Origin of the sequence: Dactylosporangium siamense (assembly GCF_016862795.1) — a bacterium.
GTDB lineage: Bacteria > Actinomycetota > Actinomycetes > Mycobacteriales > Micromonosporaceae > Dactylosporangium > Dactylosporangium siamense.
In genome coordinates this window covers 22,456-38,112 of the sequence record NZ_BONQ01000050.1, presented here as the reverse complement: position 1 = coordinate 38,112, position 15,657 = coordinate 22,456, and the positions used below count along the sequence as shown (strand labels likewise).

General features: G+C 71.6%; 16 protein-coding genes. 5 read left to right on the top strand and 11 right to left on the bottom strand.

Going from position 1 to position 15,657, the window contains the following annotated elements:
• Nucleotides 1-46: 46 nt before the first annotated feature.
• From Dsi01nite_RS16060 to Dsi01nite_RS16045, 4 genes are read right to left on the bottom strand one after another with little or no spacing between them, the layout of a single operon-like run.
• On the bottom strand, nt 47-2,692 hold the full coding sequence (locus Dsi01nite_RS16060) for a laminin G domain-containing protein (RefSeq protein WP_203846948.1): 2,646 nt from the start codon (nt 2,690-2,692) through the stop codon (nt 47-49).
• The gene (locus Dsi01nite_RS16055; RefSeq protein WP_203846947.1) at nt 2,689-3,507 is read right to left on the bottom strand and encodes a carbohydrate ABC transporter permease; all 819 of its coding nucleotides are present in this window, start codon (nt 3,505-3,507) and stop codon (nt 2,689-2,691) included. The genes Dsi01nite_RS16060 and Dsi01nite_RS16055 overlap by 4 nt, the downstream gene beginning before the upstream one ends.
• Entirely contained in the window at nt 3,504-4,367 is an 864-nt protein-coding gene (locus tag Dsi01nite_RS16050; protein ID WP_203846946.1) for a carbohydrate ABC transporter permease, read from the bottom strand. The genes Dsi01nite_RS16055 and Dsi01nite_RS16050 overlap by 4 nt, the downstream gene beginning before the upstream one ends.
• A complete protein-coding gene (locus Dsi01nite_RS16045; protein WP_203846945.1) occupies nt 4,364-5,644 on the bottom strand; it encodes an ABC transporter substrate-binding protein in 1,281 nt (426 codons plus the stop codon). The genes Dsi01nite_RS16050 and Dsi01nite_RS16045 overlap by 4 nt, the downstream gene beginning before the upstream one ends.
• 215 nt (nt 5,645-5,859) lie before the next feature.
• Here Dsi01nite_RS16045 and Dsi01nite_RS16040 point away from each other — a divergent pair, with 215 nt between their 5' ends.
• Together Dsi01nite_RS16040 and Dsi01nite_RS16035 are read left to right on the top strand one after the other, a co-directional pair.
• On the top strand, nt 5,860-6,867 hold the full coding sequence (locus tag Dsi01nite_RS16040) for a LacI family DNA-binding transcriptional regulator (RefSeq protein ID WP_239135923.1): 1,008 nt from the start codon (nt 5,860-5,862) through the stop codon (nt 6,865-6,867).
• Nucleotide 6,868: 1 nt separating this feature from the next.
• Nucleotides 6,869-7,495 carry a hypothetical protein gene (locus Dsi01nite_RS16035; RefSeq protein ID WP_203846944.1) on the top strand — a complete coding sequence of 209 codons (627 nt, stop codon included), beginning with the start codon at nt 6,869-6,871 and terminating at the stop codon, nt 7,493-7,495.
• Nucleotides 7,496-7,562: 67 nt separating this feature from the next.
• Here Dsi01nite_RS16035 and Dsi01nite_RS16030 read toward each other — a convergent pair whose 3' ends face one another.
• Nucleotides 7,563-8,060: a hypothetical protein gene (locus Dsi01nite_RS16030; RefSeq protein WP_203846943.1), complete on the bottom strand. Its 498-nt coding sequence runs from the start codon at nt 8,058-8,060 to the stop codon at nt 7,563-7,565.
• Nucleotides 8,061-8,195: 135 nt separating this feature from the next.
• On the bottom strand, nt 8,196-9,155 hold the full coding sequence (locus Dsi01nite_RS16025; protein WP_203846942.1) for a D-2-hydroxyacid dehydrogenase family protein: 960 nt from the start codon (nt 9,153-9,155) through the stop codon (nt 8,196-8,198).
• 499 nt (nt 9,156-9,654) lie between these two features.
• Between Dsi01nite_RS16025 and Dsi01nite_RS16020 the strand changes: the two genes are divergently transcribed.
• Nucleotides 9,655-10,212: a hypothetical protein gene (locus Dsi01nite_RS16020; protein WP_203846941.1), complete on the top strand. Its 558-nt coding sequence runs from the start codon at nt 9,655-9,657 to the stop codon at nt 10,210-10,212.
• A 141-nt stretch (nt 10,213-10,353) separates the two neighbouring features.
• On the opposite strand, the gene Dsi01nite_RS58315 is transcribed toward Dsi01nite_RS16020, so the two are convergent.
• Together Dsi01nite_RS58315 and Dsi01nite_RS58310 are read right to left on the bottom strand one after the other, a co-directional pair.
• Complete coding sequence (locus tag Dsi01nite_RS58315; RefSeq protein ID WP_203846940.1) at nt 10,354-10,626, bottom strand: formate/nitrite transporter family protein; 273 nt, start codon at nt 10,624-10,626, stop codon at nt 10,354-10,356.
• Nucleotides 10,584-11,168, bottom strand: coding sequence for a formate/nitrite transporter family protein (locus tag Dsi01nite_RS58310; protein ID WP_203846939.1), 585 nt, complete (start codon nt 11,166-11,168; stop codon nt 10,584-10,586). Before Dsi01nite_RS58310 ends, Dsi01nite_RS58315 begins: the two co-directional genes overlap by 43 nt.
• A gap of 61 nt (nt 11,169-11,229) precedes the next feature.
• On the opposite strand from Dsi01nite_RS58310, the gene Dsi01nite_RS16005 reads away from it, so the two are divergent.
• Together Dsi01nite_RS16005 and Dsi01nite_RS16000 are read left to right on the top strand one after the other, a co-directional pair.
• Nucleotides 11,230-12,153, top strand: coding sequence for a class I SAM-dependent methyltransferase (locus Dsi01nite_RS16005; RefSeq protein ID WP_203846938.1), 924 nt, complete (start codon nt 11,230-11,232; stop codon nt 12,151-12,153).
• On the top strand, nt 12,150-12,674 hold the full coding sequence (locus Dsi01nite_RS16000; protein WP_203846937.1) for an oxidoreductase: 525 nt from the start codon (nt 12,150-12,152) through the stop codon (nt 12,672-12,674). The genes Dsi01nite_RS16005 and Dsi01nite_RS16000 overlap by 4 nt, the downstream gene beginning before the upstream one ends.
• Nucleotides 12,675-12,690: 16 nt before the next feature.
• Here Dsi01nite_RS16000 and Dsi01nite_RS15995 read toward each other — a convergent pair whose 3' ends face one another.
• The 3 genes from Dsi01nite_RS15995 to Dsi01nite_RS15985 all read right to left on the bottom strand — a co-directional run bounded on the left by Dsi01nite_RS15995 (nt 12,691) and on the right by Dsi01nite_RS15985 (nt 15,599).
• Entirely contained in the window at nt 12,691-13,020 is a 330-nt protein-coding gene (locus tag Dsi01nite_RS15995; protein ID WP_203846936.1) for a hypothetical protein, read from the bottom strand.
• Nucleotides 13,021-13,055: 35 nt separating this feature from the next.
• Nucleotides 13,056-14,039 carry a hypothetical protein gene (locus tag Dsi01nite_RS15990; protein WP_203846935.1) on the bottom strand — a complete coding sequence of 328 codons (984 nt, stop codon included), beginning with the start codon at nt 14,037-14,039 and terminating at the stop codon, nt 13,056-13,058.
• Nucleotides 14,040-14,129: 90 nt separating this feature from the next.
• The gene (locus tag Dsi01nite_RS15985) at nt 14,130-15,599 is read right to left on the bottom strand and encodes a glycoside hydrolase family 10-like protein (RefSeq protein ID WP_203846934.1); all 1,470 of its coding nucleotides are present in this window, start codon (nt 15,597-15,599) and stop codon (nt 14,130-14,132) included.
• Nucleotides 15,600-15,657: the final 58 nt, after the last annotated feature.

Genomic DNA, 15,657 nt, shown 5'->3' with positions numbered 1-15,657 from the left:
TCCTTTCATCTGGCGGGATGACGGGTCATCCGGTGGGATGACTTGGTCAGGGCGAGGGTTGCTGGACGGGGACGTGCTGCGGCGCGCCCGGGTTGGGCGAGGGTTGCTGGACGAGGACGTGCTGCGGCGCGCCCGGGTTGGGCGAGGGTTGCTGGACGCGGACGTGGTGCAGCGTGCCGATGCCGAGGTCAGGTGCCACGGGCGAGCCGCCGGGCAGGCCGAAGAGCCCGACGAGGATCGCCTCGGTGGCGGCGGCGCCGGCGAGGCTGTCACGGTTGGCGACGCCCCGTTCGGCGACCCGGAACCGGCCGCCGCCGACCGATTCCATCGCCTGCCCCCACACCGCGCCGGACGTGCTGGCGTGGATGCGGGACAGCAGCGCGGCGGCGAGGTCGGGCCGGCCGAGGCGGCACAGCCCGTATGCGGTGGCGCCCGGCCACGCACCGAACGCCCCCGCCGCGCCGTGGTCGGGCCGGTCGGAGCGCGGCGCGATCGGGTCGTCCGGGGCGAGGGCCCGCATCCAGTCGCCGTCGAGGAGGTGCCCGGTCACGAACTCGACCATCTCCGCGCGCACCGGAGCGCTCAGGTCGTCGGCGAGCTCGGCGGCCACGAACACGAAGTCCAGGACGTGCCCGATGGTCTCGTTGCCTTCCGGGTGTGCGATGTTCCAGCGCCCGCCGCCGGCGTACTGCCGCAGGACCGCGGCCGCGAGCTCGTCGGCGTCGGCGTCGGCACGGGCCGCCTCGTCCGCTAGCGAGGGATCGAGGCGCCGCAGCAGCGCGGCCAGCCCGCGCAGCATCCCCGCGTAGCCGGCGTTGAACGACACCACCGCGTCGCGGTAGTTGGGCACGCATTCGAGCAGCTCCCACGCGTCCCGGCCGAAGTCGGCGAGGACACCGTCGCCGAAGGCGGCCCGGGGGCGCTGGGCGAGCGTCCGCAGGTGGTCCAGGACCGTCGACGTGCCCGCCTTCTCGGTGAGCAGGTCCAGGTCGCCGGTGACGGCGAGGTACGCCTGGACGGTCCGGAACAGCGCGTGGTCGTTGGCGGCGTAGTGGTTGCCGACGGGCAGCAGGTTGCGGGTGTCGAAGGAGTGGCACCGGTCGTAGGGCTGGCTGAGCGCCGCGAGGATCCAGGCCCGCGTGCCGACCGGCTCCAGCATGGCCGCCGTGTGTGCCCACTCCGACTGGTCCCAGAAGTACGTGGTGGTCGGTCCGAGCCGCGGCCCGCCGGTGAGGAACACCGGCCCGATCGGGCTGACCCCGGTGTTGCGCAGGTAGATGGCGAGGAGCACGCCGAGGTAGTAGGTGCGGGCCAGGCCGGCCGGCGCGCCCTCCAGCACCGGGAGGTGCCCGGAGAACGAAGGATTGCCGGGCGTGAAGGCGTCCGTCCACGTGGACCGCCACCGGTCGGCGATGGCGTCGAAGGCGCCCGCGAACCCGCGTGCCGCCAACACTGCCACGTCCACCGATCGCGACCGGTTCGACGCGATTGCCAGTACCACACCCACATCCACGGTGTCACCGGGCTCGACGGTGCACACCCATCTGGCGACCGCGCCGCCCCCGCGCACCTCCAACGCGTCCGGGGCGGTGGCGAACGCGTAGGTCGACACCGCGGGGCTGCTCCGGTCGGTGACAACCACGTGGTCGACGTCCACAGTGGAGGTCCAGCGTTGCGCGCCCCACCACGGCTCGGTCCAGGCCACCAGGGCGCCGTCGACGCTCAGGGAGGCGCCGTCGCCGGTGATCCGCACCTCGAGGCGGTGCCACTGCCCGGCGCGCAATGGCGACCCGGCCGTGACGAGTTCCCCGGCGATGCGCAGCCAGGGCCGGCCGCCGGTCAGCCCGAGCTGCACGGAGTCGGGGTGGTTGCCGTGGGTGAGCACGACGCCGGTCTGGTCGTCGGTGGCGGGCCGGAACTCGAGGCGCAGCACCGCTTCCGGTCCGAGCGCCACTGGCGCGAGCCGGTGCTCCGCGGCCGGGGAGGTCAGCTCGAACACGCCCGGTGCGCCGCTGATCCCCCGGACGGTGCCGAGCACGGACGGGGCGCGGGTGCGCCCGCTGTCCGATGTGGAGTGATCCGGCAGCTCCGTCTCCAGGAGCATCGGCGCGGTGTCCTCGTCGCGCTGGATGCCGGGGATGCGCGGGCTGCCGAGCCGGATCCACCGGGCGTCGGTGGCGAGCAGATGCACGTGGCGCGGCACCCACGCGAGGACCTCGACCCGGATCCGTTCGGTGGCGTAGTAGTCGTGATAGTGCCCGGCGCTCCACGGCGTGCCGTAGAGCCAGCCCCAGTCGACCGGGCTGTCGGCGATCGGCGCGTGGAGCTCCTGCTCGACGGTGACGGTGACGGGGTCAGCGGTGTGATTCAACAGCCGGGTCCGCCAGTACACGGCGTGCTGTTCGTAGCCGAGGCGGGTGTCGCTGGTGACGGCGACGCCGCTGGAGCGACCCTCCCGGGACACGCCCCACGGTGCCCAGCGCAGCCGGTCGGCCCGCACGACCCGGCCGTCGACGCGCAGGACGCCGGTGTGGTATCCCCCGCTGTAGGGCGGCATCGCGAGCCACGACAGCGACGTGAGGTCGTCGTTGACGTGCGCCTGACCCCACTGGTTGCGCAGCGACGGCAGGTGCGCGAGCTCGCCGCGGTCGAGCCAGTCGCCGGCGAAGTCGTCAATGTGTGGGGGCGTCACTTCGAGGCTCCTGACATCAGTCCGTGGATGAATTCGCGCTGACTGACCAGGTAGCCGACCACCGGGATTATCGCGGCGAGGAACATGATGCCGAACAACTGGCCGTAGTCGGTGGAGTAGGTGCCGACGGACAGGTAGACGCCGGTCGTGATGGTCTGGCCCTTGAGCGGGCCGAGGATGAACAGCGGGTTGAGGAAGTCGTTCCACACCCACAGGCCGAGGAAGATGGCCACGGTCGCGGTCGCCGGGCGCACCATCGGAAACACCACCTGCCACCACACGCGCAGGTCCCCGGCGCCGTCAACGCGGGCCGCCTCGATCACCTCGCGGGGCACGCCGCGCAGGAACCCGACGTAGACGAACACGGCGAAGGACAGGTAGCCGCCGCCGACGTTGGCGAGGATGAGGCCGGTGTACGTGTGCTGCAGCCCGACGGTTTGCAACAGCCCGACGATCGGCAGCAGCACCACCTGCGGCGGCACCATGAGCCCGAGCGCGAACATGGCCAGCAGCGCGGCCTTCACCCTGGGCGTGCGTTCGGAGATGTAGAAGGACAGCGCGCTCGACAGGGGCACCAGGATGAGCACCGACGCGGCGGTGACGACGACGGAGTTGATGAGACCGGCCTGCACCAGCAGGTCGGGGCGCTGCAGGGCACGGGTGAGGTTGCCGAGGGTGAACGGCGCCGGCGGGGCGGCCGGGTTGGCGAGGATCTGCCGCTGGTCCTTGAACGCGTTGACGAGCGCCAGGTAGATCGGCAGGCAGAACAGCAGCGTCGCCAGCCAGGCGAAGCCGGTGTGGAGCCGACGGATCACAGCCGGGCCTCCCGTTTGCGGAGCAGGAACGTGACGGTGTAGGCGATCCCGGCGGTGAGCGCGAGCAGCAGCATCGCGATCGCCGAGGAGTAGCCGAAGAGGTTCTGGGTGAACGCGACCTCGAGCAGGTAGTACGCGGTGGACTGGGTGGTGTTGGCCGGTCCGCCGCCGGTGAGCACGGCGATGACGTCGTAGAGCTTGAACGTCGTGATCAGGCACAGCACGACGTTGATGGTCATGCCGGGCGCGATCATCGGCAGTGTCACGGCGCGGAAGCGTTCCAGGGCGCCGGCGCCGTCGACCCGGGCCGCCTCGTAGAGCTCCGGCGGCACGGTGCGCAGCGCCGCGGAGTAGACGACGGTGGCAAACGCGATCGTCATCCAGCTGACCACGGCGCAGATCGACACGGTGGCCAGGTCGGTGCTGCCCAGCCACGCCACCGGCCGGGCATCCACCTGCGCGAGGGCCGCGTTCAGCAGGCCGTTCTGGGTGAGGATGCTGCGCCAGATGAACGCGACGATGACCCCGGACAGCACCTGCGGGATGAAGATGAGCGTGCGCATCACCCGGTAGTTGGCGGTGTTGCGGTTGAGCAGCAGCGCGAACGCCAGCCCGAACACGTTGGCCACGACGGTGACCGCGACGACGACCAGCAGCGTGAACCGCAGCGTCGCGAGCAGCCGCGGGTCGTCGAGCATGTCCAGGTAGTTGCTGAGGCCGACGAAGGTGCTGTCGGCCTTGAGCGGGTTGCGGTCGGTGAAGCTGAGGAACAGGCTGCGGCACAGCGGGTACACCAGGAACAGCGCGTAGAGCAGGACCGCGAGCCAGGCGATGGGCGCGAGGCCGCCGCGCCTGGTCACTTCTTCGCGGCCTTGTCCCACGCGGTGTCCAGCGCCGCGAGCTGTGCCTTGACGTCGTCGTTGGTGAACAGCTGCTGCGACAGCGCGTAGAACAGGTCGGCGACCCCGGGCGGCAGGGCGTCGTCGTTGTTGACCCAGCCGATGGAGCTGACCTTGGTGTTGTTCTCCTGCACGTACTTGTAGCAGTCGGTGAAGACCGGGGTGACGGTGGCGCCGAAGTCCTCCAGTTTGACCGTCTTGAGCATGGGGAATGCGCCGTCGGTCTCGATGAGGGTCTTGAGGTTGTTCGGCGACAGCGACCATGCCTTGGCGAACTCGGCGGCCTTGGCGGCGTTCGCGGACTTGGCGTTGACGCTGGTGGTGCCGCCGACGTTGAACGGCACGATCTGCTTGCCGTCGTCGGTGGGGAGCAGGAACCCGCCGAAGGACTTCGCCTGCGCGGCGGTGATCTGGCCGATGAACCAGCTGCCCATCAGGTACATGCCGGATTTGCCGTCGAGGAACTGCTTGTTGGCGTCGGCGTAGTTGACGCCGAGCGCGCCGTCGCCGAACGCGCCGGCCTTGACCAGGTTGCGCTGCTTGGTGACGGCGGCGACGACGTCCGGGTCGGTGAACTTCACCTTGCCCGCGTAGCGGTCCTTGATCCAGTTGGGGTTCTTCCCCAGCACGTCGGCGCTGACCAGGCCGACGAGCGGCATGCTGGCCGACCACGGTTCGGCGCCGGCGAGCTGAATCGGGGTGACCCCGGCGGCCTTGAGCTTGGCGGCGACGTCGGCGAACTGGGCCCACGTGGTCGGCACCGTCAGGTTGTGCTTGGCGAAGAGGTCTTTGTTGTAGAACACCATCGGCAGGATCTGCGAGTTGGTCGGCGGGATGTAGGTCTTGCCGTTGATGGCGTTGCCGTTCGGCTGCAGGAAGTTGGCGTCCAGCCAGGCCTGGTCGAACGGCTGCAGCAGGCCCGCGTCGAGGAAGTCCTTCGGGTTGATCGAGGCGAGGACGTCGGGGAACTGCCCGGAGGCCTGCAGCTGCTTGGCGTAGGCGTTGCGGTCGCTGGTCGGTGCGACGATCTTCTTCACCGTGACGCCGTCGAGCTGTTTCGTGGCGTCGGTGATCGAGTCGTCCCAGAACTTCGCGGTCAGTGCCGGCGTCTCGAAGGTCAGGAACGTCAGGGTTGTCCCGCCGCCGTTGCTGGACTCGCCGGGGGTGCACCCGGCGACGGCGAGTAAGGCGGCGGTGGAGATTGCGCTGAGCAGGACCGAGCGGCGGGTGCGGGGCACGGGGACCTCCTGGCGGACGGGGCGAGATAACGATGGACCCGGCGGATGGTGGCGCCGACCATACGACCGTGAAACATCCGATGTCAACAGGTGTGACGCTCGAAAATAACGTTATCCCGAACGAGAAACCTGAGGCTATGCTCTGGCCTCACATGCAGTCATGGGATGAATGCGCCCGCCGGTACGCTGACACTGCTGGGCCTGGGAGGAGTGGCATGACGCGCCGCAAGCGGCCGACCATGATCGACGTAGCCGAGCACGCGGGCGTCGCGCTGCGCACCGTGTCGCGGGTCGTCAACAACGACCCGACCGTCGGCACCGGGTTCGCCAACCGGGTGCAGGCCGCCATCACCGCGCTCGGCTACACCCCCGACGAGCGCGCCCGGCACCTGCGTGGCGGACGCAGCGGGCTCATCGGCGCGGCCGTGCGCAACCTGTCCGCCGGCCACCCGGTCCTCGGCGCTCTCGACGCCACCGCCTGCTCGCACGGTCTCACGGTCCTCGCCACCGCGACCGCCGACGAGGAGGACCGGGAGCGGGAGGTGGTGCTGTCGATGTGCGGCCGGCACCTCGACGGCATCGTCCTGGAACCGGTCGGCGACAACCACCAGTACCTGAGCCGGGAGATCGACGCCGGCACACCGATCGTAGCCTTCGACCGGCCCGCCGGCGGGATCACGGTCGACACGGTCATCTCCGACAACGCCGCCGGCATCGGCGCCGCGTTCCGGCACCTGCGCGGCCACGGGCACCACCGGGTCGCCTACATCGGCGACGAGGAGCGGATCTTCACCGGCCACGAACGGGCCGCCGCCTTCCGGGCCTGCATGGCGGCGAGCGGCGAACCGGTCGCCGGCCTGGTCCACCCCGGCGTCGTGGAGCCCGCCCGGATCGCCGCCGCGCTCGACGCCGCACTGCGCGGCCCCGACCCCGCGACCGCGCTCATCACCGGCAACGCGTCCACCACCCTGGAGGTGCTGCGCCACCTCGGCTCCGCCGCCGCGGACCTGGCCATCGTCGGCTTCGACGACTTCGCCGTCGCCGACCTGCTCCGGCCCGCGATCACCGTCGTCGCCCAGGACAGCGACACCATCGGGCGCACCGCCATCGACCTGCTGCGGCACCGCATGGCCGACCACACCCGGCCCGTGCAGACCGTCACCGTCGGCGTGGAGCTGATCGTGCGCGGCTCCGGCGAGCGGCCACCCACCCCGGAGGCCTGACGTGCTCATCGACATGGGCGGCACCCTGGTCGAGGTGTCGAAAGCCGTCGCGGCGGACTTCACCCCGTGGCACGAGGAACAGCTCGCCGCGATGACCTACGCCGACCGGTTGCTGCACTTCCCGGATCCTCGCTGGCGCTGCGCGTACCTCGGCAAAGGCGAGGAGAAGGCCGCCTTCCGCGTCTGCGACCACCGGCAGCGGGTCTTCGTCGTCGAGGTGATCGACGAGCGGACCTACCTCAACGGCCGGTTCGTCACCGGGACCTACTTCCTCGAGCGCCGCGTCGTGGGGCTGTCCGGCGTCGCCTTCGACCGCAGAGCGCTGATCGGGCTGCGATTCACCGGCCTGGTCAAGGTCCGCGAGTTCGTCGACGGCTACGAATGGGCCCGGTTCCAGTGGCGCCCCGACCGCCCCACCTGGCTCGACCACCCGATGACCGCGTTCCTGCGGCTCGTCTACGGCGGACGGTTCGACACCTACCGCCGCCGGTACCGCGACGTGCACGAACGCAACGTGCTGTTCGAGGTCCGCGGCCCGCGCCAGCCAGGCGTCCCCGTCCTGGCCAGGGACGCCGCCGGCCGGGTCCGCCTGGCCAGGGTCGGCCTGCAACCGATCGACCTGCGCTGAACCCTCGCCGCCCGCCCCTGCCGGCTCCGGAACGACCATGCGGCACGACCGAGCCTGTGCCGCACGCTCAGGACTCCTCGCCGAGATCCTTCCGGAACGCGGTCAGCAGCACCTGTTTGTAGCCATCCATGGTGGCGGCGTGATCCCGGAGCTGGTCGTCGGTGAGGGGCTGGCGCCCGATGAGCGCGAGCCATACCTCTCGGCCCAGCTGTTCGGCCCGTTCGGCGATGGGCCGGGTGTGCGGACTGCAGAACAGATCCAACGTCGTGCGGCTCTCCCCGAGCCGACGCCGCAGATCGCCGAGGTACTCCCGATAGGACTGGTCGGTTTCGTGGTCCTCGCGTACTGCGTGCCCGGCGGCGCCGAGCCTCCTGAACTGGTCGTAGATCAGCAGGAACTCGACAATGATCGAGCGCCGGTGTTCGAGGTTGCGGAAGTACGACGCTTCGTAGGCCTGCCGCCGCTCTCGCCGGCTGGTGGCGAACAAGGTCAAGGCCGAACTGCCGATCGCGGCGATGAGGGTGAATGCGCCGGTGACCAGCAGAGGCGCGAGGCTGGCGTCCAATGTCGACCTCCCGTGCGGGCGTGCCTTCACGCGCGATCCTCCCAGAGACCATCGCTCGGGTGGGCACGGAGGACGCGCTCGCCTGGCGGCGACTCGATGGCGCCGAACAGCGTCACCCGTAACTTCAGCATGCGGTCAGGCCGTCAGGACCCGCACCAGGGACCCGGCCCGCCAGGCCGCGATGTCCTCGACGACCTGCTCGTACATCGAGCGGTACCCGGCCTCGGTGACGTAACCCAGGTGCGGCAGCAGCACGGTGTTGGGCGCGCCGCGCAGCGGGTGGCGGGCGGGCAGCGGCTCGGTGTCGTAGACGTCCAGGCCGGCCCCGGCGATCGTGCCGGCCGCCAGCGCCGTGACCAGGGCCCGCTCGTCCACGATCGGGCCGCGCGAGGTGTTGACCAGGATCGCGGTCCGGCGCATGGCGCCCAGCTCGGCGGCGCCGATCATCCCGACGGTCCGGTCGCTGAGCTTCAGGTGGACGGTGAGGACGTCGCTGGTGGCGAGCAGCTCGGCCTTGGACACCCAGGTCGCGCCGACCTCGGCCGCCCGTTCCGGGGTCAGGTGCTCGCTCCACGCGACGACCCGCATGTCGAACGCCTGCCCGATCCGCGCCACCTGCGTGCCGAGCCGCCCCAGCCCGAGCACGCCGAGGGTGGTGCCGGCCAGGTCGGTGCCGACCGTGGTCTGCCAGCGGCCGTCGCGCAGCGCCCGGTCCTCGGTCACCACGTGCCGCCGGCAGGCCAGGATCAGCGCCCAGGTCAGCTCGGCGGTGTTCGAGCTTCTGGTCGACCCGGTCGCGGCCGTGCCGGCGACCGTGACGCCGTGGGCCGCGGCAGCCGCCAGGTCGATGGCCGCGTTGGCCATGCCCGTGGTCACCAGCAGGCGCAGCTCCGGCAGCCGCTCGAACGTCTCGGCGCGAAACGGCGTCCGCTCGCGCATCGCGACGACGACCTCCGCCCCGCGCAGCGCGGCCGCGAGCGCGTCCAGGCCGGTGATGTGCTCGTGCAGCACCTCGACCGTGTCGCCGCGCAGCGATTCGAACGGCCCGAACTTGCGAGCCACGCGCTGGTAGTCGTCCAGGACGACGATCTTCATGCGTTTCACGGTACGCGGCGAGGGAGGGTGCCAACCGCCCCACTGTGGCGCCGCGGATCAGGCAGACGGCATCCGCGGCCGGTTCACCGCGACGCCGATGCAGGTCGGCGGGGAGTCGCCGTTCGGGGCCGTCACCGGCTGCAAGGTCCTGGACCGCAGCGTCCCGCTGTGGGGTGACGTCGACGGCAGCATCTCGCTGCTGCTGACGACGGGTCGGGGACGGCGGCGATCCGGATCGACTACTCCAGGCTGTCGGCCGGGCGCCAGTATCGGGCCGAGGCGCTCGAACTCCCGGCCGGCGCCGCGCCAGGTCTGTCCGGTGCCCAGGAACGGCAGTTGCGACAGGACATCGCGGCGCGCGGCGGGGTGCGGACCACCGCCTGGGTCATGCACCACGGCGACGGCTGACGCAGCGAACGGTATCGCCGGTGGTTGTGACCCGGGACGCAACCCGCAGAGCTTCCTAGGCAGCTAGGTTGTGATGCGATAGGCTGAGGCCGTGTCCGAGTCGGTGTTCGTGACTGCCGCCCTGCTCATCGCAAAGCCGCGCCTCCAGACCTATCTGCGATCCCCGGTCGCACCGGCGAACGCCTGGTCGCCGCGAGAGTGGGCCGGGGTCTCCGAGTCGGACGAGCTGCCTGCCGCGATCGACGAGTGCGACAGCTGGCTCGACGGCGACTATGCCGACGTGTTCCTGGACCTGGCGGAAGACGACCTGACGTTCCAGTTCGACGAGGACACCGGATCGCTGGTCGTGGAGTTCTCGTCCCGCGCCGACTTCCGGCTACCGACCATGATCTGGGCGGTCACCCTCCTGCGCGGCGTCGCCGGGTGCATGGCCGACGGTGACCACGGTCTGGTGACGGTGACCAACGAGTGGAGCGACGACGACACCGTCCTGCTCCACCTGGCCCCGGACACCTCCACGTTCCTCGACCGCCGCCGCGACGCCCGGGCCTCCGCGGAGGCGAAGAGCCGGGAGCTCGACATCCGGGCCGCGGCCGGCGACACCGACGACGAACCCCGCGACGTCATCGACCGGTTGCTCAACGACTGAACGACGCATGCGAGACCATCCGCATCGTCCGGACGGCCCTGACCACCGGCCCGGCGGGCCGCCCGCCCCATGACCTGCCGCCGCTGACCTGCCGCCCCCTGACCTGCCGCCCCGGCTCCGGGCCGGCCTCGTCATGAGGGGCTATTGCACAAGGGCGGGAACATCCTCGGCGACCGGTGCGGGGGTCGCCGGGGCGGCCGGGCGGTGGCGGGTCGCGCCGGTCCTGGCGTGGGTGGTGTAGAGCGTGAGACCCACGAACGTGAGCCCGCCGACAAGGTTGCCGACGACGGTGGGGATCTCGTTCCAGATGAAGTGGTCCGCGATCGAGAAGTTGCGGCCGAGCATCAGGCCGGACGGGAAGAGGTACATGTTCACGATCGAGTGCTCGAAGCCCATGTAGAAGAAGACCAGCACGGCCCCCACATGCCGATGACGTTGGTGGAGATCATGGCGGCGACGACGTCGGTGGAGACCATCCAGGTGCACAGGACGCCGCGGATGAAGAGGGTCAGCATGCCGGTGGCGCCGTGGTCGGCGTAGCCGACGGTGCGGCTCTCCCCGATCTTGCTGATGGCCTTGCCGACCGCGTTCGGATCGACGCTGAAGGCGAACGTGAAGATCACGGCCATCATCACCGCGACGGTGAGCGCGCCGGCGAACACCAGGCCCCAGTTGCGCAGCACGCCGCGCGGGCGCACGCCAGGGCGCTTGTCGATCAGGGCCAGGGGCACCAGCGTGAGCACCCCGGTGAGCGGGTCGAACCCGAGCAGGTACAGCAGGCAGAAACCGACCGGGAACAGCAGCGCGCCGATGATGGGCTGGCCGGTCTGCACGGTGACGGTGACCGCGAAGGCGGCGGCCAGCGACAGGATGGCGCCGGCCATGTAGGCCCGGATCAGCGTGTCCCGGGTGGACATGAAGACCTTCGCCTCACCGGCGTGGATCATCTTCTTCATGACCACGGCGGCGCGCCGCGTCCCCGCCCGCGGGCCCGGCCTCGCAGGTTACCGTACGCGGGTGCCGATCTTGGAGATCTCCGACCTCATCATCCGCCACGACGTGGCGACGGGGGCGAGCCTGCCGGTGCGCCGCGACGAGGTGATCGCCGCGCTGCGCGCCGCCGGCGATCGGCGCGGCGCCCGGATCGTGGCGGGGCTGCCACACCGTGACGGTGTGCTCGAGGCGGCCGCGGTGGACCGGCTGCTGGTGCGCACGCACACCGAGCTGCAGCGGCTCAACGAGGAGCTCCGCATCGCCGAGCAGCTGGCGGAGCTGCTCGGTCCGCTGCTGGCCGCGGTGGCCCGCGGCGGTGAACGGCCGCGGGTCGTCGACGTCGGCTGCGGCATCGGATACGCCGTTCGCTGGCTCGCGGCCGCCGGTGTGCTCGGTGACGTCGACCTCAGCGGCGTCGACTTCAACCCGGCGCTGGTCGCGGAGGCGACCAGGCTCGCCGACGTCGAAGGGCTCGCGTGCCGGTTCGTGCGCGGCGACGCGTTCGCGCTGCCCGGCTCGGCCACGGTGTACATCTCCGTCGGCGTGCTGCACCACCTGCGCGGCGATGCCCTCGGCGCGTTCTTCCGGGCGCAGGCCGACGCCGGCGCGCAGGCGTACTGCCACTTCGACATCGCCGCGACCCGGCTGGCGCCGGTCGGCGCGTGGATGTTCCACCGGGCCCGGATGCGCGAGCCGCTGGGCCGCCACGACGGGGTCGTGTCGGCCCGCCGCGCGCACACCGACCATGACCTGATGACCGCGGCGCGGTCGGCGCCCGGTCTGGTGCCGCTGCTGCACCGGCCGACCCACCACAGCAACCCGTTCTGCGCGTCGGTCCGGCCGCTCCTGGGCGTGCGCCCGCAGGAGGTGTCGGCGCTGCGCGCCGCGCTCGGCCCCGCCGCGCGCCACCTGGTCACCGACAGCCGTCCCATGCGCCGGCCGTGGTGAGCGCTGCTGTCGCGGTGCCGGTGGTCCTGGCCTCGATCGCGCTGGTTGATGCCGCCCTCGCGGGGTTCCGCGCGGCGACCGGACGCAACGGCCTGATCCGCAAACGCGCCTACTACGTCGTCGCGATGCGGCGCGGGCTCGCCGGCGGCGCGGCCGTGCTCGGCTGCCTGGCCCTCGTCCTCGGCGCCGTCCTGGCCACCGCGCCCGACCCGGGCACCCGGTACACCGGCCTGACCCAGGCCGGCATCAGCATGCTGTGGGTCATCGGCCCCTTCGCGGCCGTCGTGGTGGCGTCGCTCGTCGGCTACGCGGTCCTGCCCCGGCGGCCGGCGACCTTCCTCATCCTGCTCGGCCTCGGCCCGCTGACCCTCATCCGGCCGTGGGTGACGGTGGCCGCCGGTCTCACCGCGGCCTGGACGGCGCTCGACTTGCCGACCGCGGTGTGTACCGTCGTGGCCGCGACGAGCGTGCTGGCCGTCGAACCGTGGGTGCACCGCCGCTGGTACGCCGAACCGGCCTGACCGCAACGACGTCGCGTCACGCGCCGCGGAACGTGTCCTGGACGTCGGCGGCGCACAGGAAGGCCAGGCCGATCAGGGCCGTCAGCCAGATCATCGCCCACCAGTGCAGCTCGCGTTCCGTCCGCCGCGCGACGCGGTGGACGACCACCGGCACGGTCACGCCGAACGCCACGGTGGACGCGTGGAACACGACCTGCGCCGTGGTGTCGTCCTCGGGGATGAACGTGACCAGGCCGACCACCCACAGGATCGGCGTCGTCATCCACACCAGCAGCGCGCCGTGCAGCGCCACGGTCAGCGGTGTGCGCCGCCACGACAACGGCAACGGTTCAGGTTCGACGGCCACGCGGGCAACGGTAGCGGTGGCCCACAAGACCAGATTCACAGCATCAGTGGCCAGCCGTAGCCGCGGGACTCGGCCCGGTCGTGGATCGCCCGGAGCCAGGGCCGGTCGAGCTCCGGCAGCCGGCGCAGGGTCGCGACGAACACGCCCCGGTCCAGCCAGAACCGCTCGGACGGCAGCAGCGGCGGCGGGTCGTCCCGGCGCTCGCCGGCGGGCAGCGGAACCGGGCCCCGCGCCGGCCGGTACGCCAGCGGCGCCCACACGTCCCACTCCAGCGGCACCGCGTTGCCCGCGCCCGGCAGCGTCCAGGCGGCGCCGGTCTGCGGGTGCCGCGGGACGAGTGCGACGTCCACGTCGCCGGGCGGCAGTCCCGGCCCGGCCAGCGTCACCGACCGAGCCGGCCCGGCCAGCGTCACCGGCCGAGGCGGTGGGCCGGCCGGCAGCATCGCGGCGAGCGCGGGCCCGATCAGGGCGTCGAGGGCACCGTCGGCGGTGACCGGCGCGCCGCCGGACACGGCAAGGACCCGGGCGAGCGCGGCGGCGAGCGCGGCCGACCACACCGGGCTCCAGGAGCCGTTCTGCTCCAGGAGGTCGACGCCGGCCCGCCGGGTCCGCAGCTCCTCCCAGGTGAGCTGCGGCCGGGCCGGGCCGGCGATGTGAAGGACCGCCGCCGGGTCCAGCCACACCGCCTGCCACCGCCCGCAGTCGTCGATGCGGGTCGCGACCACCCGGCCGCACCGCTCACAGACGAGGTTCGGGCCGCTCCCTCCGCCGACGCCGAGGCAGCCTTCGCCGGCCAGGTCCTGGCGGAACACGGTGCCGCGCAGGTCGCCGGGGGCGATCACCACCGGCGCGCCCGGGAACCGGAGCCAGGCCGGCGGGTCCGGGTCGACGGCGAAGGTGCCGGGCTCCATCAGCGGACCGATCAGGGTGTGACCGAGGTTCTGGTGCGCGTGGGCCGGCAGCGCGACCTCCGCCATCGGCACGGTCAGCTCGGCCCGGCAACCCTTGCACGCGAACATCGTGCCTGGATTCTTCCAGGCCGATGCCCGCGGCCGCCGACCCGGCGGTCAAGGTGAGATCCACCCGTGACCGCCGGACGGCGAGACCAGTCAGATCCAGCGGGGCGGTGATGCGGCGCTCTCGTGCCAGAGACGGTCGAGGGCGGTGATGACATACGTGTAGTGCTTGCCCGGTTCGGCGGTGGGGTCGGTGTACGTGGTGCCGCGCACCGTGGCCACGAGGTTGGACGCGTCGGCGAGGTCGCAGCCGCGTGGGATGGTCGCCGTGTCGAGGCGGTACACGCCGTAGGAGGTCACCTCGCCGAACGGGCCGGCGCCGCTGACCGTCGGGCGCCACCGGAGCTCGGCCCCCGCGTCGGTCCGCCGGGCGGTGGTGATCACCGGGAAGAGCAGCGGTTTGGCCGGGCCCGAAGCCGGCTGCCAGGCGGGTGGGAACGCCGGGCGGCTGTGGTGTTCGGCGGCGAGGATGGATTCCGACGAGAGGCGGTTCGCTCTGACCTGGACGGCGCTGAAGTGCACGTCGCCGAGGACCTGGGGGTACTGCCGGTTGAGCGTCAGGTGGTTGGACAGCTCGGCGGGGTCGAACCAGGCGGCCGGCTGGCCGGCGGTGGCGACCTTGTAGTCGGCCTGACCGATGTAGAGCTGCACGTCGGTGCCGGCGACCACGTCGGCCCACCACGGGACCAGTTTGGCGTAGTCGGCGACCGCGAGGCCGATGTTCCAATACACCTGCGGCACGATGTAGTCGATCCAACCTTCCTTCACCCATTTGCGGGTGTCGGCGAAGTTGGCGTCGTAGGACTGGGTGCCGTTGGTGTCGGAGCCGAGGGGGTCCGCGGCCTTGTTGCGCCAGATGCCGAACGGGCTGACGCCGAACTTGACCCACGGCTTGGCCGCGTGGATACGGCCGTCCAGCTCGCGGATGAGCCGGTCGATGTTGTCGCGCCGCCAGTCGCCCTTGGTCGCGAAGCCGCCGCCGTACTGCGCGAACGTGGCCTCGTCGCCGAAGTCCTGGCCGGCGGCCGGGTACGGGTAGAAGTAGTCGTCGAAGTGCACGCCGTCGATGTCGTACTTGGTGACGGCGTCCATGACGGCGTCCTGAACCCAGGCGCGGGCCTCGGGGATGCCGGGGTTGAGGTAGAGCCGGCCGCCGGCGTTGTTCACCGGGTAGGCGACGGCCCAGTCGGGGTGCAGCGCCAGCGGGTGGTTCGCCGGCAGCTTCGACAGGTCGGTGCCGGCGCCGCCCGGGGCGGGCATGCTCGCCCGGTATGGGTTGAACCAGGCGTGGAACTCCAGGTTCTGCGCGTGCGCCTGCGACACCAGGTACGCGAGGGGGTCCCAGCCGGGGTCCTGGCCGGCGACGCCGGTGAGGTACTGCGACCACGGCTCCAGCGGCGACGGCCAGAACGCGTCCGCGTGCGGGCGGACCTGCACGATGACGGCGTTGAAGTTGTACGACTTGGCCAGCGCCAGCCAGCCGTCGTACTCGGCCTTCAACTCGGCTTCGGACTTCCCGGGCGCGCTGGGCCAGTCGATGTTGACCACGCTGGCGATCCACATCGCCCGCATCTGGTGCTTCGGCGTGGCCGGATTCGACACGCAGGCGGCAGCCGGAGCC

Bases quoted from the DNA above. Each gene is read 5' to 3' on its own strand.
- Dsi01nite_RS16025 (WP_203846942.1), bottom strand. From the start codon at position 9,155: ATGAAGATCGTCGTCCTGGACGACTACCAGCGCGTGGCTCGCAAGTTC.
- Dsi01nite_RS15985 (WP_203846934.1), bottom strand. From the start codon at position 15,599: ATGTGGATCGCCAGCGTGGTCAACATCGACTGGCCCAGCGCGCCCGGG.
- Dsi01nite_RS58310 (WP_203846939.1), bottom strand. From the start codon at position 11,168: ATGAAGAAGATGATCCACGCCGGTGAGGCGAAGGTCTTCATGTCCACC.
- Dsi01nite_RS16040 (WP_239135923.1), top strand. From the start codon at position 5,860: ATGACGCGCCGCAAGCGGCCGACCATGATCGACGTAGCCGAGCACGCG.
- Dsi01nite_RS15990 (WP_203846935.1), bottom strand. From the start codon at position 14,039: ATGTTCGCGTGCAAGGGTTGCCGGGCCGAGCTGACCGTGCCGATGGCG.